Source organism: Streptomyces flavofungini (assembly GCF_041028215.1).
GTDB lineage: Bacteria > Actinomycetota > Actinomycetes > Streptomycetales > Streptomycetaceae > Streptomyces > Streptomyces flavofungini_B.
The window spans coordinates 1-18,178 of the sequence record NZ_JASKYR010000070.1 but is presented as its reverse complement, the minus strand read 5'-3'; the positions used below and the strand labels follow the sequence as shown (position 1 = coordinate 18,178).

The 18,178-nt window shown below is 72.2% G+C and carries 17 protein-coding genes; 11 read left to right on the top strand and 6 right to left on the bottom strand.

What is annotated here, in order from left to right:
• Positions 1-89 precede the first annotated feature (89 nt).
• On the bottom strand, positions 90-617 hold the full coding sequence (locus tag AB8Z36_RS07690) for a GNAT family N-acetyltransferase (RefSeq protein ID WP_369212439.1): 528 nt from the start codon (positions 615-617) through the stop codon (positions 90-92).
• Between the two features lie 88 nt (positions 618-705).
• Positions 706-915: a hypothetical protein gene (locus AB8Z36_RS07685; protein WP_369212438.1), complete on the bottom strand. Its 210-nt coding sequence runs from the start codon at positions 913-915 to the stop codon at positions 706-708.
• A 124-nt stretch (positions 916-1,039) separates the two neighbouring features.
• Between AB8Z36_RS07685 and AB8Z36_RS07680 the strand changes: the two genes are divergently transcribed.
• Both AB8Z36_RS07680 and AB8Z36_RS07675 read left to right on the top strand, forming a co-directional pair.
• The gene (locus AB8Z36_RS07680) at positions 1,040-1,822 is read left to right on the top strand and encodes an exodeoxyribonuclease III (protein ID WP_369212437.1); all 783 of its coding nucleotides are present in this window, start codon (positions 1,040-1,042) and stop codon (positions 1,820-1,822) included.
• Positions 1,823-2,083: 261 nt separating this feature from the next.
• Positions 2,084-3,109 carry a DUF6528 family protein gene (locus AB8Z36_RS07675; RefSeq protein ID WP_369212436.1) on the top strand — a complete coding sequence of 342 codons (1,026 nt, stop codon included), beginning with the start codon at positions 2,084-2,086 and terminating at the stop codon, positions 3,107-3,109.
• 120 nt (positions 3,110-3,229) lie between these two features.
• Here AB8Z36_RS07675 and AB8Z36_RS07670 read toward each other — a convergent pair whose 3' ends face one another.
• Positions 3,230-3,856, bottom strand: coding sequence for a MerR family transcriptional regulator (locus tag AB8Z36_RS07670; RefSeq protein WP_369212440.1), 627 nt, complete (start codon positions 3,854-3,856; stop codon positions 3,230-3,232).
• Between the two features lie 178 nt (positions 3,857-4,034).
• On the opposite strand from AB8Z36_RS07670, the gene AB8Z36_RS07665 reads away from it, so the two are divergent.
• The 3 genes from AB8Z36_RS07665 to AB8Z36_RS07655 are packed head-to-tail and all read left to right on the top strand — an operon-like array spanning position 4,035 to position 7,458.
• A complete protein-coding gene (locus AB8Z36_RS07665) occupies positions 4,035-5,609 on the top strand; it encodes a flavin-containing monooxygenase (RefSeq protein ID WP_369212435.1) in 1,575 nt (524 codons plus the stop codon).
• Positions 5,606-6,583: an alpha/beta fold hydrolase gene (locus tag AB8Z36_RS07660; RefSeq protein WP_369212434.1), complete on the top strand. Its 978-nt coding sequence runs from the start codon at positions 5,606-5,608 to the stop codon at positions 6,581-6,583. Before AB8Z36_RS07665 ends, AB8Z36_RS07660 begins: the two co-directional genes overlap by 4 nt.
• The gene (locus tag AB8Z36_RS07655; RefSeq protein WP_369212433.1) at positions 6,580-7,458 is read left to right on the top strand and encodes an SDR family oxidoreductase; all 879 of its coding nucleotides are present in this window, start codon (positions 6,580-6,582) and stop codon (positions 7,456-7,458) included. Before AB8Z36_RS07660 ends, AB8Z36_RS07655 begins: the two co-directional genes overlap by 4 nt.
• Positions 7,459-7,540: 82 nt before the next feature.
• Here AB8Z36_RS07655 and AB8Z36_RS07650 read toward each other — a convergent pair whose 3' ends face one another.
• Together AB8Z36_RS07650 and AB8Z36_RS07645 are read right to left on the bottom strand one after the other, a co-directional pair.
• Positions 7,541-7,735, bottom strand: a complete 195-nt coding sequence (locus AB8Z36_RS07650) for a hypothetical protein (protein ID WP_369212432.1) — start codon at positions 7,733-7,735, stop codon at positions 7,541-7,543.
• A 113-nt stretch (positions 7,736-7,848) separates the two neighbouring features.
• Positions 7,849-11,226: a S41 family peptidase gene (locus AB8Z36_RS07645; protein ID WP_369212431.1), complete on the bottom strand. Its 3,378-nt coding sequence runs from the start codon at positions 11,224-11,226 to the stop codon at positions 7,849-7,851.
• A gap of 214 nt (positions 11,227-11,440) precedes the next feature.
• Here AB8Z36_RS07645 and AB8Z36_RS07640 point away from each other — a divergent pair, with 214 nt between their 5' ends.
• Together AB8Z36_RS07640 and AB8Z36_RS07635 are read left to right on the top strand one after the other, a co-directional pair.
• Entirely contained in the window at positions 11,441-12,031 is a 591-nt protein-coding gene (locus AB8Z36_RS07640; protein ID WP_369212430.1) for a TetR/AcrR family transcriptional regulator, read from the top strand.
• A 35-nt stretch (positions 12,032-12,066) separates the two neighbouring features.
• The gene (locus tag AB8Z36_RS07635) at positions 12,067-14,298 is read left to right on the top strand and encodes an MMPL family transporter (RefSeq protein WP_369212429.1); all 2,232 of its coding nucleotides are present in this window, start codon (positions 12,067-12,069) and stop codon (positions 14,296-14,298) included.
• Positions 14,299-14,322: 24 nt separating this feature from the next.
• Here the strand turns inward: AB8Z36_RS07635 and AB8Z36_RS07630 are convergent, their stop codons facing one another.
• Positions 14,323-14,667, bottom strand: a complete 345-nt coding sequence (locus AB8Z36_RS07630; RefSeq protein ID WP_369212428.1) for an SsgA family sporulation/cell division regulator — start codon at positions 14,665-14,667, stop codon at positions 14,323-14,325.
• Between the two features lie 214 nt (positions 14,668-14,881).
• On the opposite strand from AB8Z36_RS07630, the gene AB8Z36_RS07625 reads away from it, so the two are divergent.
• The 4 genes from AB8Z36_RS07625 to AB8Z36_RS07610 all read left to right on the top strand — a co-directional run.
• On the top strand, positions 14,882-16,027 hold the full coding sequence (locus AB8Z36_RS07625; RefSeq protein WP_369212427.1) for an energy-coupling factor ABC transporter permease: 1,146 nt from the start codon (positions 14,882-14,884) through the stop codon (positions 16,025-16,027).
• A gap of 2 nt (positions 16,028-16,029) precedes the next feature.
• Entirely contained in the window at positions 16,030-16,791 is a 762-nt protein-coding gene (gene cbiQ, locus AB8Z36_RS07620) for a cobalt ECF transporter T component CbiQ (protein ID WP_369212426.1), read from the top strand.
• A complete protein-coding gene (locus tag AB8Z36_RS07615; protein WP_369212425.1) occupies positions 16,779-17,549 on the top strand; it encodes an energy-coupling factor ABC transporter ATP-binding protein in 771 nt (256 codons plus the stop codon). Before cbiQ ends, AB8Z36_RS07615 begins: the two co-directional genes overlap by 13 nt.
• Before the next feature lie 62 nt (positions 17,550-17,611).
• The coding region (locus tag AB8Z36_RS07610) for a serine hydrolase domain-containing protein (protein WP_369212424.1) at positions 17,612-18,178 on the top strand (567 nt) is incomplete at its 3' end.

Genomic DNA, 18,178 nt, shown 5'->3' with positions numbered 1-18,178 from the left:
GGGCGGGGCCGTGGCGGAGGTCGATCTGCGGTCGGCCGTGCGCTGACCGAGCCGGATTCCCCGCCGGTGGCCCAGTCCCCGTGTCCCGGCTACAGCCGCTTCTCGTAGCAGAGGCTCAGGTCGTCGAAGCGGTAGTGGCCGAACTTGGCCGGGGCGAGGGTGTAGCCGCTGGAGAGGTACAGGGCTATCGCCTCCGGCTGCTTCGTGCCGGTCTCCAGGACCATGCGGATGCGGCCCGCCGCCTTCGCGTCCTCCTCCAGGACGGCGAGTATGCGGCGCGCGAGGCCGAGGCCGCGCGCCTCCGGGGTGACGTACATCCGCTTCAGCTCCGCGTCGCCGTCCGCGTACCCCTCGCCGCCCGCGTCCATGGCGCGCCAGCCGCCCGTCGCCAGGGGGGTGCCGCTGTCGTCGTAGGCGATCACGTACAGACCCCGGGGCGGCTCGAACATCGACGGGTCGAGGAAGGTGACGTCGCCCTCGTCACCGTAGCGCTCCGCATATTCGAGCTGGACACGGTCGCTGAGCGCTACGGCGTCGGGGTGCGCGAAGGTGACGGTGCGCAGGTGGACGGCGGGTGCGGCGGGTACGGTCGCGGGGTCGGCGCCTTGGATAGTCATGCGTTGAATCGTACTTCTATGCGACTGCTGGGGGAATCGGTGACTCGGTCTCCCAGTGTGCAGGCACCGCGCCCGTGGGGGTGCCGAGTCAGCCTGCGAGCTCGCACACACCCTGGAAACTGTGCTCGGCGGCCACCGGCGGCAGGGCCGAGACGAGGCTGCCGCAGGCCGCGGGGAGCGCGTCCTTCGCGCCGCCGCCGTCGGCGGCGGGTGCGGTGGCGGCCGTGGCGGCGGGCGCGGCCAGGAGCAGGGTGGAGAAGGCGCCGGTCAGCATCGCGTACTTGGTGATCTGGTTCATGCCCTCTCAACGGCGGTGGTCCGGGATACGTCACTGCGCCCGCCGGTCAGGGCGTATGGGAGCCTGACCTCCGGCCCGGGAAGGAAGAGGCCGAAGGGAAAGTAAGGCGAGTGTTGTGCTGACAGTGACCTCTGTGAACGTGAACGGCCTGCGGGCCGCGGCCAAGAAGGGCTTCGTCGAGTGGCTCGCCGGGACCTCGGCGGACGTGCTGTGCCTCCAGGAGGTGCGCGCCGAGCCGCACCAGCTCCCGGACGCCGTCCGTGAGCCCGAGGGGTGGCACGTCGTGCACGCGCCCGCCGCGGCGAAGGGGCGGGCCGGTGTCTCCCTCTACACGCGCCGCGAGCCGGACCGGGTGCGGGTCGGCTTCGGCTCGGCGGAGTTCGACGGCAGCGGGCGATACGTGGAGGCGGACCTGCCGGGTGTCACCGTCGCCAGCCTGTACCTGCCCTCCGGCGAGGTCGGCACCGAGCGGCAGGACGAGAAGGTGCGGTTCATGGGGGAGTTCCTCGTGTACCTGAAGGAGCTCAAGGCGCGGGCCGCCGCCGAGGGGCGCCATGTCGTCGTCTGCGGCGACTGGAACATCGCCCACCAGGAGGCCGACCTCAAGAACTGGAAGGGCAACAAGAAGAACTCCGGCTTCCTCCCCGAGGAGCGTGCCTGGCTGGACGAGGTCTTCGCGGAGTACGAGGACGTCGTGCGGGCGCAGCACCCCGGCGTCGAGGGCCCCTACTCCTGGTGGTCCTACCGGGGGCGCGCCTTTGACAACGACACGGGCTGGCGCATCGACTACCACGTCGCGACGGAGGGCCTCGCCGGACGCGCGGTCAAGGCGTACGTGGAGCGGGCCGCGACGCACGGTGAGCGCTGGAGCGACCATGCGCCCGTGACGGTGGTCTACGACCTGTAGCCGGGTCGCTCCCCGCGTGCCGCCCGTGGCGGGGGCGGCGCGCGGTCATAAAGTCCGGCAGAGGGCTGTCCCGGGCCCCTGGGGCATGGCAGATTTCCGTGGCGTCATGCTCAACTGCCGGAGCTTCGGGGGGACTTCATGTCCGTCATGCCGTCGCGACCCGCCGCGTCAGGCGTCGTCGCCTCACGAGCCGCCGTCTCACGAGCCGTCTCACGAGCCGCCTCGCGAGCCGCCGCTGCGAGAGTCACCGGTCCCTCGGTCGTGCCGTCCAGACGCGGCCTGCTCCTGGGGGCCGCGGCCATGGGCGCCGCGGCCGTGGGTGCCGTGGCCGCGCTGCCGGTCGCGCGGGCGTACGGAGCGGACGGCGGGGGCGGTGGTACGCCGCCCGTGCTCCTCACCGAGCAGGCGAGCAGGCGGCTCCTCGTCCTCGACCCGGGCAAGCGCGTCTGGGACCCGGCCGCCGACCCGTCCGTCGTGCGCTGGCAGTTCTCGCCGCTCGGTGACCCCCGCTACCGCGATCTCGCGCCCGACGTGAGCTGGGTGTATCCGAGCGAGTCCAAGGTGCGGCTGCACCGGAAGCGGCCCTACGTCCTGACGACGGCGTCCTTCGGCTTCGTGGCCGTCGTCGCCTATCCCTCCGGCGCCCGGTACTGGGCCACGGCGATCGGCCCCGGCGACGACCTCTTCAACCCGCACAGCGCCGAGATCCTGCCCGACGGGAACGTCGCCGTCGCGTGCAGCACGGGCGCGCTCGTACGGCTGTACGCGGCCTCGCGCGGCCCGCGGGCGACGCGGTTCGCCGAGGCAACGCTCAAGGGCGCGCACGGACTGCACTGGGACCGGACCCGGGGGGTGCTGTGGGCGCTCGGCGACGACGAGCTGGTGAAGTACGAGGTGAGCGGCACGGCGGCGCGGCCCGCGCTGCGGCAGACGTCGGCGGTCGCGCTGCCGGTGGGGACGCCGGGGAGGACGCCCGGCGGGCACGATCTCTTCCCGGTGGCGGGGCGGCCGGGGCGGCTGTGGGTGACGACGAACGCGGCGGTGTTCCAGTACGACACCGCCCGGCGTGACTTCGTCCGGGATTTCGCGGGCGCCGAGCTGATCTCCCGCAAGTCCGTGAAGTGCGTCGGCGATGATCCGCGCACCGGGCAGGTGGTGACGGCGGTGCCGGAGAGCGGGCTCGGCGAGACATGGTGGACGACCACGGTGAGCGTCCACCGGCCCGAGAGCAGCTACAGGCTCATCGACGGCGGCATCTACAAAGCCCGCTGGTGGCTGCCGGTCTGAGCCGGTTCGAAGCCCGCTGGTGGGTTGCCGGTCTGAGCCGGTTCGAAGCCCGCTGGTGGCTGCCCGTCTGGGCCGGTAGGAGGCCCGTCGGCGGCTGCCCGTCCGATCCGGCCGGACGGCCTAGGGCTGCTGGAGGCGTCGGTCGAGGGCCATCGAGAGCTCCGCCTCCACCACGCTCTTGGCCAGTGGGCGGAGCTGTTCGATGTCGACGTCGGCGGTGTCGGGGAGGTGGGCGCGCATGACGGTGATGAACAACTCCGCGAGGGCGTCGGCGTGTTCGCGTACGAGCCGGCCCGCTTCCAGGACCGCCGCCAGGGGGACGCCCTTGCGGACGAGGGTGGAGGAGGCGTCCAGGAGGCGGCGGCTGATGTGGACCAGCTCGTCGCCGTCGGTGCCCAGGTAGCCGAGGTCGAGGGCGGCGACGAGGTTCTCCGGGGTGACCTCGCCCGCGAAGTGGTCGGCGAGCTCCTCGGGGGTGAGGCGGACCGGCTGTTCCTCGCTGGGGCGGCCGAGGCCGAGGAGCTCTCCGACATCGCGGCCCTTGTCGAAGGCGTCGGAGAGTTCGGCGATGCCGTTCAGGGTGTGGCCGCGCTCCAGGAGACCGGCGATCGTGCGGAGCCTGGCCAGGTGGTGTTCGTCGTACCAGGCGATGCGGCCCTCGCGGCGGGGCGGCTGGAGCAGACCGCGCTCGCGGTAGAAGCGGACGGTGCGCACGGTGATGCCTGCCCGCTTGGCCAGCTCCGCCATGCGGTACTCGCGTACGTCCCCGGATCCGCTCTCTTGTTCGTCTGCCACGGGGGAAGCCTATGTTGTACCGCCGGTAACTTTCCCGTGCTCTACCCCTACCCATGAGTACGCGGGTGTTCTACGCTCCCCATTGCGCCAGTAGTTACTGGCAGAGTCAGGTACTTCGGGAGGCGGCGGCATGGCCCAGCACGAGGGTGGCCCTGAGCAGGGGCGCGAGCACGAGCACGTACGGGTGGCGGTGATCGGGTCCGGCTTCGGCGGCCTCGGGGCGGCCGTGCGGCTGCGGCGCGAGGGCATCACCGACTTCGTCGTCCTGGAGCGGGCGGGCTCGGTGGGCGGCACCTGGCGGGACAACAGCTACCCCGGCTGCGCCTGCGACGTGCCCTCCCACCTGTACTCCTTCTCCTTCGCGCCCAACCCCGACTGGCCGCGCACCTTCTCCGGGCAGGAGCGCATACGGGAGTACCTGGAGGGCGTCGCCGACACCTTCCGGCTGCGTTCGCACCTCCGCCTCGACACCGAGGTGAAGCTGATGCGCTGGGACGCCGAGCGGCTGCGCTGGGAGATCGAGACCAGCAACGGCAGCCTGACCGCCGATGTCGTCGTCTCGGCCACCGGGCCGCTCTCCGACCCCAAGACCCCGGACATCCCCGGCCTCGACACCTTCCCCGGCAAGGTCTTCCACTCCGCCCGCTGGGACCACGACTACGACCTGACCGGCAAGCGCGTGGCGATGATCGGCACCGGCGCCTCCGCCATCCAGATCGTGCCCGCCATCCAGAAGCAGGTCGGCAGGCTGACCCTCTTCCAGCGCACGCCCCCGTGGGTGATGCCGCGCGCGGACCGTGCCATCACCAGGGCCGAGCGCTGGCTGCACAAGCAGCTCCCGTTCACCACCCAGGCGCGGCGCGGCATCCTGTGGGGGATCAGGGAGCTCCAGGTCCAGGCGTTCACCAAGCGCCCCAACGAGCTGGGCATGGTCGAGCAGCTCGCCAAGCGGAACATGTACCGGGCGGTCAAGGACCCGGCGCTGCGCGCGAAGCTCACGCCGGACTACCGCATCGGCTGCAAGCGCATCCTGCTGTCGAACACCTACTACCCGGCGCTCGCGCGGCCCAACGTCGACGTCGTCGCCAGTGGTCTCGCCGAGGTGCGCGGGAACACCCTGGTCGCCTCGGACGGCACGGAGACCGAGGTCGACGCGGTCATCTTCGGCACCGGCTTCCATGTGACGGACATGCCGATCGCCGACCGGGTCGTGGGCGACGAGGGGCTCACGCTCATGGAGACCTGGAAGGACGGCATGAACGCGCTGCGCGGCGCGACGGCCGCCGGGTTCCCCAACTGGATGACGATCATCGGCCCGAACACCGGGCTCGGCAACTCCTCCATGATCCTGATGATCGAGTCGCAGCTCAACTACATGGCGGACTACCTGCGCCAGCTCGACGTGCTCGGCGGCACCGCCGCGCTCGCGGCCAGGCCCCAGGCCGTACGCGCCTGGAACGACCGGGTGCAGCAGCGCATGAAGCGCACGGTGTGGAACACCGGCGGCTGCAACAGCTGGTACCTCGACGAGAACGGCGTCAACACCACCGTCTGGCCCGGCACGACCACCGAGTTCAGGTCGGCGACGCGGCGCGTGGACCTCGCGGAGTACGAGGTGCTGCGCCCGGCGCGGCCGCTGGAGGCGGTGCCGGGCCCCCGCAAGGGCAGGAAGTCCGGCGGCACGAAGGTGGAGGCCGGGGCATGAGCAGGCTGACCCGTGACCTGAGCGGCCCGCACGCGCCGCCCACCGGAGGGCGCGAGGTGACCGCCGTCTCCGCCGACGGGGCGCGCGTCCACGTCGAGGTGTACGGGGCGGAGCGGGCGCCGGCCGTGGTGCTCGCGCACGGCTGGACCTGCTCGACGCTCTTCTGGGACGCGCAGATCCGCGACCTCGCCGCCGACCACCGCGTCATCGTCTACGACCAGCGCGGCCACGGGCGCAGCGCGGCACCGTTTGACCCCGACGGCTACAGCACGCGGGCGCTCGCCGACGACCTCGAAGCGGTCCTCGCGGCGACGCTCGCGCCGGGCGAGAAGGCGGTGCTCGCCGGGCACTCCATGGGCGGCATGACGATCATGGCGGCGGGCGGGCGGCCGGGGTTCCGTGAGCACACGGCGGCCGTTCTGCTGTGCAGCACCGGCAGTTCGAGCCTGGTGGCCGAGTCGCGGGTGGTGCCGTTGCGGGCCGGGCGGCTGCGGACCCGCATCACCCGGTCGGTGCTCGGCTCACGGGCGCCGCTCGGGCCCGTCACTCCGGTCGCGAAACGCGTCCTGCGGTACGGCACGATGGGGCCGGGATCGGCGCCGGAGCGGATCGACGCGTGCGCCAGGATCGTGCACGCCTGCCCGCGGGCCGTGCGGCACGGCTGGTCCCATGTGCTCGCCACCCTGCAACTCGACGTCGAGGTCGCCGCGTTGGGCGTGCCCACCGCCGTCGTAGCCGGGCTCGCCGACCGGCTCACGCCCGTCGTGCACGCGCGGCGGATCGCGGAGGCGCTGCCGGAGTGCGTGGGCCTCACCGAGCTGGCCGGGGTCGGCCACATGACGCCCGTGGAGGCGCCCGAGGCGATCTCGGGGCGGATACGGGAGCTCGTCACGACGTACCTGCCGACGAAGCCCGCACAGAAGACCGTAGAGAAGTCCGTGCAGAAGTCCGTACAGGTGAAGGAGGGCGCATGAGCAGGGTCAGCCTTGAGGGGCAGGTCGCGGTCGTCACGGGCGCGGCGCGCGGGGTCGGGGAGCTGCTCGCGCGCAAGCTGTCGGCGCGCGGCGCCAGGATCGCGCTGGTCGGCCTGGAGCCCGACGAGCTGAAGCAGGTGTCGGAGCGGCTGCACACCGACTCCGCCCACTGGCACGCCGACGTCACCGACCACACGGCGATGGCCCGGGTGGCGCAGGAGGTCAAGGAGCACTTCGGCAAGGTCGACATCGTCGTCGCCAACGCGGGTGTCGCAAGCGGCGGTCCGTTCGTCGACTCCGACCCCGAGGCCTGGCGGCGGGTGATCGAGGTCAACCTCATCGGCAGCGCGGTGACGGGACGGGCGTTCCTGCCCGTCCTGATGGAGAGCCGCGGCTATCTGCTCCAGATCGCCTCCCTCGCCGCGATCACCCCGGCGCCGATGATGACGGCGTACTGCGCGTCGAAGTCGGGCGTCGAGGCGTACGCGCACGCGCTGCGGGCCGAGGTCGGCTACAAGGGCGTCAAGGTCGGCGTCGGCTATCTCTCCTGGACCGACACGGACATGGTGCGCGGGGCCGACCAGGACGACGTGATGCGCGAGCTGCGGCAGCGGCTGCCGTGGCCGTCCAACAAGACGTATCCGCTGGGTCCCGCCGTGGACCGGATCGTGGCGGGCATCGAGCGCCGCTCCAGCCATGTGTACGCGCAGTGGTGGCTGCGGGGCATGCAGGGCATCCGCGGCTACCTGCCCGCGCTCATCGGATCGGTCGGCCAGCGCGAGATGCGGCGGTTCGAGCCGCGGCTCGGCAGCGTCTCGACGGGCCTGGTCGGGGCGGGCGGTTCGGCGGACGAGACGGCGCGCGCGACCCGCTGAGCCCGCCCGTCCGCCCCCGGGCACGGCACGAGAAGGAGGCCCCGGCGTCCCGGGGCCTCCTGTGCACGAGCGGGGTGCGGCGTCAGGCGTCGTAGTCCCGGTCGAACTTGTCCCGCTGCTCCTGCGCCGCGTCCCTGGCCTGGTCCGGGGCCTGCGAGGCACGGTCCTGCGCCTGGTCGCGGGCCTGCGAGGCGCGGTCGCGGGACCCTTCCTGAGCGCTCTTGGCCTTGTCGGCGAGGTCGCGTGCCTTGTCCTGGAACTGGTCCTTGATGCCCATGCGGTTTCACTCCCGTAGTGGGTGAGGGGATGGGGCCTCGATGAGGCCTCGTTCAGATTTACACGGGCGGACGAAGCGCGCATTTCGATCAAGTACGCACCGTAGCCGGGGTGTCAGGAGCGGGGCGGCAGCGGTGGCCTGCGCCGGTCGGGGACGTCGTCGTAGCCGGGCGGGGTGGCGGCCGGGTGCTGTTCCAGGAGTTCCAGGGCCACCCGGACCGCGTCGTCGAGCTGGGCGTGCCTGCCCTCCGCCCAGTCCAGCGGGGTGCGCAGGGCCTCGATGTCCGGTTCCACGCCGTGGTTCTCCACGCCCCAGCCGTACGCGTCGAACCAGCCCGCGTTCATCGGCACCGTGATCACCGTGCCGTCGCCGAGCTGGTGCCGCCCGGTCATGCCGACCACGCCGCCCCAGGTGCGCTGGCCGACGACAGGGCCGAGCCCGAGCAGCTTGAAGGCCGCGGTGATCATGTCGCCGTCCGACGACGTCGCCTCGTCCGCCAGGGCGACGATCGGCCCGCGCGGCGCGTTGGAGGCGTAGGAGACGGGCTGGGCGTTGCGTGTGATGTCCCAGCCGAGGATCTTCCGGGTCAGCTTCTCCACGACGAGTTCGCTGATGTGGCCGCCCGCGTTGCCCCGCACGTCCACGATGAGCGCGGGCCGTGACACCTCCAGGCGCAGATCGCGGTTGAACTGCGCCCAGCCGGAGCCGCCCATGTCGGGGATGTGCAGATAGCCGCACTTGCCGCCGCTCAGCTCCCGTACCACCTCACGCCGTTTGGCGACCCAGTCCTGGTAGCGCAGGGGGCGCTCGTTGACGAGCGGGACGATGGCGACCCGCCGGGCGCGGCCCTCGCCCTCGGCCGGCCGGAACGTCAGCTCGACCGTCGTGCCGCCCGCCGCCGCGAGGAGCGGGAAGGGTCCGGTCACGGGGTCGACGGGGCGGCCGTCGACGTGGGTGAGGACGGCGCCCTCGCGGATGCCGGAACCGGCGAGCGGGGAGCGCGCCTTGGAGTCGGAGGAGTCGCCGGGCAGGATGCGCTTGACCATCCAGCCGCCGTCCCTGCGGACGAGGTTGGCGCCGAGCAGGCCCGTCGCGCGCTGGTAGTGCGGCGGGCCCTCGTTGCGCCGGGCCGGGGAGACGTAGGCGTGGGAGGTGCCGAGCTCGCCGAGGACCTCCCGCAGCAGGTCGGCGAACTCGTCGGGGGACGCCACGCGTTCCACCAGCGGGCGGTACTGGGCGAGCACGGCGTCCCAGTCGATGCCGCACATGTCGGGGTCCCAGAAGTAGGCGCGGATGATCCGGCCCGCCTCCGCGTAGGCCTGGCGCCACTCGGCCGCCGGGTCGACCTCGTGCAGGATGCGCCGCAGGTCGATGTAGACGGTGGTGTCGCCGTCACCCTGCTCGGTGGCGGGCACGGCGGACAGGTCGCCCTCGTCGACGACGACCAGGCGGGAGCCGTCGCCGCTCAGCTCGAACCAGTCCAGGTGGTCCACGAGCTGCGATTTCTTCGCCTTGACGATGTTGAAGTACTCAAGGGTCGGCCGCCCCGACATGTCGGTGGGGTTCACGAAGGTCTCGCCGAGCGCCCCGGAGATCGGCCAGCGCAGCCAGACCAGGCCGCCGCCGCTGACGGGCTGGAGTGCCGAGTACTTGGAGGCGGCCACGGGGAAGGGCGTGACCCGCGACTCCAGGCCCTCGATCTCCACCAGGGTCGTGCCCTCGCCCGAGCTGCCGTCGGCGGGGTCGAGGCCGCCCGCCACCGGCCGCCCGTCGGGCAGCAGCGCGAAGGGCGAGGGCGTCGCCGAGGACAGCGGCACCAGGTAGGGGCGGCAGCCGAGCGGGAAGGACAGGTCGCCGGTGTGCACGTCGTAGACGGGGTCGAAGCCGCGCCAGGAGAGGAAGGCGAGGTAGCGGCCGTCGCGGGTGAAGACCGGGTTCTCGTCCTCGAAGCGTCCGTTGGTGACGTCGACGACCGTGTGGGCGCCGGGACCCTTCACCCGGGCGAGCTTGATCTGGCGCAGGGAGCGCCCCACGCCCGGGTGCGACCACGTCAGCCAGCATCCGTCGGGGGAGAACGCCAGGTCGCGCACGGGCCCGTTGACGGACCGGATCAGCTCGGTGACCTCGGCGGGCTCCTCGTCCACGGCGGTCGTGGCGGCCTGCTCGGCCTCGCGGACCTCCTCGATCTCGCGGAGGCTCCGGTTCAGCTCGGCGGCCTCGTCCTCGTCGGCCAGGGTGATGATCAGCAGGCGCCCGTCGTCGGACGCGACGGCGAGCCGCTCGCCGTCGGGATCGGCGACCAGTTCGAGGACGCGGCCGAGGCCGCCCCTGACCGGTCTGCGCGGCGGCCGGTCGCCGCTGGCGCGCGGCAGATAGGCGATCTCCACGGAGTCCTCGCCCTCGGCGTCCGTGACATAGGCGACCTGGCCGCCGGTGCCGAGCATCTCGGGGAGGCGGACCCGTACGCCCGGGGTGTCGGCGATGGTGCGGGCGGGGCCGTCGCGGTGGGTCAGCCAGTACAGGCTGCCGCGTACGACGACGGCGCTCGCCCGGCCGGTGGCGTCCACGGAGAGCGCGTCGACGTGCTGTGCGGCGGGCACCTGGTAGACCCGCCGCCCCGCGCGCGGACCGCCGAGCCGTACGTCGAGGCGGCGCGGTACGGAGTCGGGGGTGAGCGCGTCGACCAGCCAGATGTCACCGGCGCACTGGTAGACGACGCGGGTGCCGTCGCTGGCGGCGTGCCGGGCGTAGAAGGTGTCGTGGTCGGTGTGGCGCCGCAGTCCGGTGCCGTCGGGCAGGCAGGAGTAGAGGTTGCCGATGCCCTCGTGGTCGGAGAGGAAGGCGATGCGTCCGGCCACGAACATCGGCGAGTCGAGGTGCCCGTCGAGGTGGGCGAGGATGCGCTTGCCGTGCATCCACAGGCGGCCCTGGGCGCCGCCCCGGTAGCGCTTCCAGGCGGCGGGCTCGTGCGGCGGCTTTCCGGTGAGGAGCAGCGTCTTGCGCTCGCAGTCGCCGTCGGCGAGGGAGTCGGTGACGGCGAGGTCGTTGACCGGTCCCCAGGGCAGCTTGCCGCCCGGTGAGCCGTCGAGGGGGACGCTGTAGGCCCAGCAGAAGTGGGAGAAGGGCTGGCCGTGCGAGGAGACGGCGAGGATGTCGCCGTCGGGGGACCAGCCGCAGACGCGGGTGTCGGTGCTGCCCCAGTAGGTCAGGCGGCGCGCGGGTCCGCCGTCCACCGGCGCCAGGTGGATCTCCGGGTCGAGGCTGCGCCAGGTCGTGTACGCGATGTGGCGGCCGTCGGGCGAGAAGCGGGGGTGGCCCACCTTGGTCCGGTCGACGGTGACCCGCCACGCCCGGCCGGCCGGGGTGCCCCCGGGGGTGAGGGGGGCCACCCAGAGGTCGTCCTCGGCCGCGAAACAGAGGCGGTCGCCGCTGAGGTGCGGAAATCGCAGGTAGGAGTGGTCGGCCTGGGCATCGTCGCGCGCGTCGGTCACCTCACCATGCTTTTCCGCCCGGAGAGCCCCGGCAACTCGTGAACACGTACGAGTCGGAGAACGTGACCCAGCCCACGTACGAAACCGTTTCGTTTCGTTAAGCCAGGGGGGTACGCTGCTGGAGTACGAAACCGTTTCGTTCAACACGGACGGGTCGTTCGGCACGGACGGACCACGGTGGGCACACCCCGAAGAGGAACAGGAGGCGAGGACCATGGCTGAGGCGGCGACGACGCGGCGCAGCAGGATCACGCCCGAGCGCGAGGCCGAGCTGTACGAGGCCGTGCTCGACCTGCTCCGCGAAGTGGGGTACGACGCGCTCACGATGGACGCCGTCGCCGCCCGCACCCGCTCCAGCAAGGCCACCCTCTACCGCCAGTGGGGGAGCAAGCCGGAGCTGATCGCCAAGGCGCTGCGGCACAACAAGCCGGCGTCCCTCGCGGACATCGACACCGGTTCGCTCCGCGGCGACCTGACCGAGATGGTGTCCCGCTCCGACGACTGCCAGATGGAGCGGGACGCCGCGCTGATGCGGGGCCTGTTCCACGCCATCCACGACAACCCCGAACTCCACCGGGCCCTGCGTGACCTGCTCATCGAGCCGGAGCTGACCGGCCTGAGCGATCTGCTGCGCAGAGCGGTGGAGCGCGGCGAGGTGGCCGCGGACAACCCCGCGCTCGACTTCGTCGTCCACATGTTCCTCGGCGGCTTCGTCGCACGTGACCTCATCGAGGACCGCCCGGTCGACCAGGCGTTCCTCGCCTCCTACATCGATGCCGTGATCTTCCCCGCTCTCGGCATCTGACCCACCCCCCGCCCCGTACCTGACGCGCCGCTCTCGTGGCCACGTTCCTCTACAAACTCGGCAAGCTCGCSTTSCGGCGACGCCATTTCGCCGCCCTGATCTGGGTGGCCCTGCTCACCCTCGCCGGTGTCGGCGCGGCCTCCGCGCCCACCGCCGCCTCCAGCAGCTTCTCCATACCCGGCACGGAGGCCCAGAAGGCCTTCGACCTGCTGGAGAAGCGCGCGCCCGAGGCCAGCGCCGACGGCGCGAGTGCCCGTGTCGTCTTCAAGGCGCCGGACGGCGAGAAGGTGACCGACCCGGCCAACAAGGCCGAGATCGCCAAGACCGTCGCCGCCCTGAAGTCCGGCTCGGACAAGGTCGCCCGCGCGGACAGCCCCTTCGACGCCAGAACGGTCAGCAAGGACGGCTCCACGGCGTACGCCTCGGTCTCGTACAAGGTCACCTCGATGGAGCTGGCCGAGGAGGACCGCGACGCCCTGGAGAAGACCACCGACAAGGCGCGCGAGTCCGGGCTCACGGTCGAGGTCGGCGGTGACGCGCTCCAGGCCATGCCGGAGACCGGGTCCACCGAGGTCATCGGCATCGCCGTCGCCGCGGTCGTCCTCGTCATCACCTTCGGCTCGCTGATCGCCGCCGGGCTTCCGCTGCTCACCGCCCTGATCGGCGTGGGCATCGGCGTCTCCTCCATCACCGCGCTCGCCGACGCGCTCGACCTCGGCACCACCACCTCGACGCTCGCCATGATGATCGGCCTCGCGGTCGGCATCGACTACGCCCTCTTCATCGTCTCCCGCTACCGCGGCGAACTCGCCGAGGGCAGGGACCGCGAGGAGGCGGCGGGCCGGGCCGTCGGCACCGCGGGCTCCGCGGTCGTCTTCGCCGGTCTCACCGTGGTCATCGCCCTGGTCGGCCTCGCCGTGGTGAACATCCCGATGCTCACCAAGATGGGCTTCGCGGCGGCGGGCACCGTCGTCATCGCCGTCCTCATCGCGCTCACCCTGATCCCGGCGCTGCTCGGCTACGCGGGCAAGCGGGTCAAGCCCACGGGCGAGAAGAGCAGGCTGTTCGGCGGCGGCCGGAAGGCCGACGCCACCTCCGGTGAGGCCGCGGAGGAGAAGCCCAACATGGGCACCCGCTGGGCCCGCTTCGTGGTGCGCCGCCCGGTCGCCGTGCTGCTCGTCGGCATCATCGGCCTCGGCGCCGCCGCCATCCCGGTCGGCCAGCTCGAACTCGGCCTGCCGGACGACGGCGCGCAGCCGACGTCCACCACCCAGCGCAAGGCGTACGACCTGGTCTCGGAGGGCTTCGGCCCCGGCTCCAACGGCCCGCTGATGGTCGTCGGCGACCTTGAGGGCGCCAAGGACCCGAAGGCCGCCGCCGAGCACATCAGGAAGACGATCTCCTCTCTCGACGACGTCCAGGCCGTGGCCCCGCCGATGCTCACCAAGAAGGGCGACACCGCGATCGTCAGCGTCGTGCCGTCCTCCAAGCCGAGCGGCATCGAGACCGAGAACCTGGTCCACGCGATCCGCGACGCGGGCCCGGAGATCAGGTCCGGCACCGGCGCGGAGATCATGGTCACCGGCACCACGGCCATGAACATCGACGTCTCGCAGAAGCTCAACGACGCCCTGCTGCCCTATCTGGCGCTGGTCGTGGGCCTGGCCTTCCTGCTCCTGATCGTCGTGTTCCGCTCCATCCTGGTCCCGCTCAAGGCGGCCCTCGGCTTCCTGCTCTCGGTCCTCGCGGCCCTCGGCGCGGTCGTCGCGGTCTTCCAGTGGGGCTGGCTCGGCTCGCTCTTCGGCGTGGAGCAGACCGGCCCGATCATGTCGATGATGCCGATCTTCATGGTGGGCGTCGTCTTCGGTCTCGCGATGGACTACGAGGTCTTCCTCGTGACCCGGATGCGCGAGGCGTACGTCCACGGGGAGCGGCCCGGACAGGCGGTGGTGACCGGCTTCCGGCACAGCGCCCGGGTGGTCTCGGCGGCGGCCGTCATCATGATCGCGGTCTTCGCGGGCTTCATCGGCTCCAGTGAGCAGATGGTGAAGATGATCGGCTTCGGTCTGGCGATCGCGGTCCTCTTCGACGCCTTCGTGGTCCGCATGGCCCTCGTGCCCGCCGTCCTCGCGCTGCTCGGCACGAAGGCGTGGTGGCTGCCGAGGTGGCTGGACCGCGCCCTGCCCAACGTCGACGTCGAGGGCGAGGGGCTGCGCACGGCCGACGAGAAGGCCCCGGAGGCCGACCGGGAGCTGGCCCGCGTCTGATCCCGGGCCCGGTGCCCGCCGGGGTCAGCGGGTGACCGGGGTGACGGCCGCGTAGGTGCGGCGCAGGAAGCGGATGAGCGCCGAGGCGTCGAACTGCACGACCGTCACCCCGTCACCGGCGTGGTGCTCCACGATCGTCTGGACCCGGCCGCACGGCCAGACGTGCACGTCACCGTCGGTGACCGGGGACCGGAGACCCTGTTCGAGCAGGTGCCGGGCGAAGGTCCACTCATGACCGCCGGGGAGGCCGATCCGCACCGCGTGCGGGTCGGCCTCCGCGTCGTACCGCAGCAGGACGGGGACGGCGCGGTGGCCCTCGGAGGAGTCCGTGACGAGATGGGCGCGTGCGTACTGCTCGACTGCGGACATCGCTGACTCCTCGACCGGACTGCGTTTTCTCCTGTTTCTTACCTTAATGTCCCATAATTACGGACTCCGTCCCGGAGGGGTACGCGGAATCCGCCACTCGGGCCCGGCTGCAACGGGACCGAGGCGCTCTTGCAAGCCGTTCGCAACAAGCCACTATCATTGAACGGTTCACCAGCGGCCTGCCCTGCTGGAACGCCTGCCCAGGAGCGCGCCCATGCATGTCCCCGACGGTTTCATCAATGCTCCCGTCTCCGCCGTCACCGGGATCGTCGCGGCGGGTGCCGTGGCGGTCAGCCTCAAGGGCGCGCGGCGTGAGCTCGACGAACGGACCGCGCCGCTCGCCGGTCTGGTGGCGGCCTTCATCTTCGCCGTGCAGATGCTGAACTTCCCCGTCGCCGCCGGGACCAGCGGGCATCTCCTCGGCGGAGCGCTCGCCGCGATACTCGTCGGCCCCTTCACCGGGGTCCTCTGCGTCTCCGTGGTCCTGCTCATGCAGGGCGTCCTCTTCGCGGACGGCGGCCTGACCGCGCTCGGCGTGAACATCTCCGACATGGCGCTCGTCACGACCGTGGTGGCCTACCTGGTCTTCCGCGGCCTGGCGAAGGTGCTGCCGCGCGGACGCCGCTCCCTCACCGTCGCCTCCTTCGCCGCCGCGCTGCTCTCGGTGCCCGCCGCCGCGGTCGCCTTCACCTTCATCTACGCCGTGGGCGGCACCACCGACGTCTCCATCGGCAAGGTCGCCACCGCCATGGTCGGCGTCCATGTCCTCATCGGCATCGGTGAGGCCGCGATCACCGCCCTGACGGTCGGCGCCGTCGTCGCCGTCCGGCCCGACCTCGTGTACGGGGCGCGCGGCCTGACCGCACCGCTGAAGCTGCGCGTGGGCGGCGAGCTGGTGGACGCCCCGGCCGCCGGGCCGGTGCCCGCGGCCGCCCGCTCGCACCGCAAGGTGTGGCTCGCGGGCCTCGCCGCCTCCCTCGTCCTCGCCGGGTTCGTCAGCTTCTACGCCTCGGCCAGCCCCGACGGCCTGGAGAAGGTCGCCCACGACAAGGGCATCGACAAGAAGGCCGAGGAGCACGCCTCCGCCGACTCCCCGCTCGCCGACTACGGCGTCAGGGACATCACCGACGCACGCCTCTCCGGCGGCCTCGCGGGCGTGATCGGCGTGGGCGTCACGGTCGTCGCGGGCTCGGCGGTCTTCTGGGCACTGCGCCGCCGCCGCACCCAGGACGCGTCGCCCTCGGCGGTGCCCGGCGACTTCGGCGCATCGGCCACGTCCGGCGCGTCAGCCGCGTCCGCCACGTCCGGCGCGTCCGCCACGTCCGACGCGGGGGCCGCGGCCTCCGACGGGAAGGGCTGAGGATGGGCGCGGGCCATGCCCACCGGCTCTACCGGCACGGCCACTCGCCCGTGCACGCGCTGCCGTCGCACACCAAGCTCGCCGCGGTCTTCTGCTTCGTCGTCGTGGTCGTCTCCACGCCGCGCGAGGCGATGTGGGCCTTCGCGCTCTACGCCGTACTGCTCGGCGCCGTCGCGTACGCGGCCCGCGTCCCCGCGGGGTTCCTCCTGAAGCGGCTCCTCATCGAGGTGCCGTTCGTGGCCTTCGCGGTGCTCATGCCGTTCGTCGCCGAGGGGGAGCGCGTCGACGTGCTCGGCCTCTCCCTGAGCGTCAACGGCCTCTGGGGCGCCTGGAACGTCCTCGCCAAGGGCACCCTCGGCGTCGCGGCCTCCGTACTCCTCGCCTCCACCACCGAACTGCGCGACCTGCTGCTCGGCCTCCAGCGGCTGAGGCTCCCGCCGCTGCTGGTCCAGATCGCCTCGTTCATGATCCGCTACGGCGACGTCATCACCGACGAGATGCGCCGTATGAAGATCGCCAGGGAGTCCCGCGGCTTCGAGGCGCGCGGCGTGCGGCAGTGGGGCGTCCTCGCCAAGTCCGCGGGCGCCCTCTTCATCCGCTCCTACGAACGCGGGGAGCGCGTGCACCTGGCCATGGTCAGCCGTGGCTACTCCGGTTCGATGCCGGTCATCGACGAGGTGACGGCGTCCCGCGCGCAGTGGACGTACGCACTGACCCTGCCGCTCTGCGCACTCGCCGTATGCCTGTTGGGATGGACCCTGTGACTTCTGCCCCCGCCCCCTCGCTCGACGTGGCAGGACTGGCCTTCGCCTACCCCGACGGGCACCAGGCCCTGTTCGGCGTGGACTTCCGCGTCGGACGCGGCGAGCGCGTCGCCCTGCTCGGGCCGAACGGCGCGGGCAAGACCACCCTCGTCCTGCACTTGAACGGCATCCTGACCGGCGGCGCGGGCAGTGTGACGGTCGCCGGTCTGCCGGTCGGCCGGAAGCACATGGCCGAGATCAGGCGCCGGGTCGGCATCGTCTTCCAGGACCCCGACGACCAGCTCTTCATGCCGACGGTCCGCGAGGACGTGGCCTTCGGCCCCGCGGCGGCCGGAATGCGCGGCCCCGAGCTGGAGTCGCGGGTCATGGAGGCGCTGTCGCGGGTCGGCATGGCGGAGTTCGCCGACCGGCCGCCGCACCACCTCTCCTTCGGGCAGCGCCGCAGGGTCGCCGTCGCGACGGTCCTCGCGATGGAGCCGGAGATCCTGGTCCTCGACGAGCCGTCCTCCAACCTCGACCCGGCCTCGCGCCGCGAACTCGCGGACATCCTGCGCTCCCTGGACGTCACCGTCCTGATGGTCACGCACGACCTGCCGTACGCGATGGAACTCTGCCCCCGGGCCCTGATCCTCAGCGACGGCGTGATCGCGGCGGACGGCCCGACGGGCGAACTCCTCGCCGATGCCGACCTGATGGGCAGACACCGCCTGGAACTGCCTTTCGGCTTCGATCCGAAGACGACGGGGGCGGGCCGGTAGGGAATCGACGGCAGGCGGCGGCTGTTGGCTTGGGTATGGACGATGTGAGGGACGGCGGTCCGATGCTTTCTGCCGACGTCGTGCACGGCACGGTGGCCCCCGGTCTCGAACCGGTGCGGGACGCCTTCGTACGGAACTTCGCCGAGCGCGGCGAGCGGGGCGCCGCCGTCACGGTCTACCGCGACGGACGCAGGGTCGTGGACCTGCGGGGCGGCACGAAGGACGTCGACGGCGACCTCGCGGCGGGCGACGCGCCCTGGGCCCCCGGCACGGCGCAGATCATCCGCTCGGCGACCAAGGGCGTGGCGGCGGCCACGCTGCTCCTGCTGCACCAGCGCGGCGACCTGGACCTGGACGCGCCGGTCTCGGCGCACTGGCCGGAGTTCAAGGCGCGCGGCAAGGAGCGCACCCTGGTCCGGCACCTGCTCGCGCACCGCGCAGGGGTGCCCGCCCTCGACCACCCCCTCACCCCGGCCGAGGCGCTCGACCCGGACCTCGCGGCGGCGGTGGTCGCGGCCCAGGCCCCGTTCTGGGAGCCCGGCACCGACCACGGCTACCACGCCCAGACCTACAGCTGGCTCATCGGCGAACTGGTGCGCCGGGTGACCGGCAGGCCGGTCGGGGAGTGG

What these genes read in the sequence shown, in the direction of transcription:
- AB8Z36_RS07690 (WP_369212439.1), bottom strand. Translation starts at nt 617, where the DNA reads ATGACTATCCAAGGCGCCGACCCCGCGACCGTACCCGCCGCACCCGCC.
- AB8Z36_RS07685 (WP_369212438.1), bottom strand. Translation starts at nt 915, where the DNA reads ATGAACCAGATCACCAAGTACGCGATGCTGACCGGCGCCTTCTCCACC.
- AB8Z36_RS07670 (WP_369212440.1), bottom strand. Translation starts at nt 3,856, where the DNA reads ATGGCGGAGCTGGCCAAGCGGGCAGGCATCACCGTGCGCACCGTCCGC.
- AB8Z36_RS07665 (WP_369212435.1), top strand. Translation starts at nt 4,035, where the DNA reads ATGGCCCAGCACGAGGGTGGCCCTGAGCAGGGGCGCGAGCACGAGCAC.
- AB8Z36_RS07660 (WP_369212434.1), top strand. Translation starts at nt 5,606, where the DNA reads ATGAGCAGGCTGACCCGTGACCTGAGCGGCCCGCACGCGCCGCCCACC.
- AB8Z36_RS07655 (WP_369212433.1), top strand. Translation starts at nt 6,580, where the DNA reads ATGAGCAGGGTCAGCCTTGAGGGGCAGGTCGCGGTCGTCACGGGCGCG.
- AB8Z36_RS07650 (WP_369212432.1), bottom strand. Translation starts at nt 7,735, where the DNA reads ATGGGCATCAAGGACCAGTTCCAGGACAAGGCACGCGACCTCGCCGAC.
- AB8Z36_RS07640 (WP_369212430.1), top strand. Translation starts at nt 11,441, where the DNA reads ATGGCTGAGGCGGCGACGACGCGGCGCAGCAGGATCACGCCCGAGCGC.
- AB8Z36_RS07630 (WP_369212428.1), bottom strand. Translation starts at nt 14,667, where the DNA reads ATGTCCGCAGTCGAGCAGTACGCACGCGCCCATCTCGTCACGGACTCC.
- AB8Z36_RS07625 (WP_369212427.1), top strand. Translation starts at nt 14,882, where the DNA reads ATGCATGTCCCCGACGGTTTCATCAATGCTCCCGTCTCCGCCGTCACC.
- cbiQ (WP_369212426.1), top strand. Translation starts at nt 16,030, where the DNA reads ATGGGCGCGGGCCATGCCCACCGGCTCTACCGGCACGGCCACTCGCCC.
- AB8Z36_RS07615 (WP_369212425.1), top strand. Translation starts at nt 16,779, where the DNA reads ATGGACCCTGTGACTTCTGCCCCCGCCCCCTCGCTCGACGTGGCAGGA.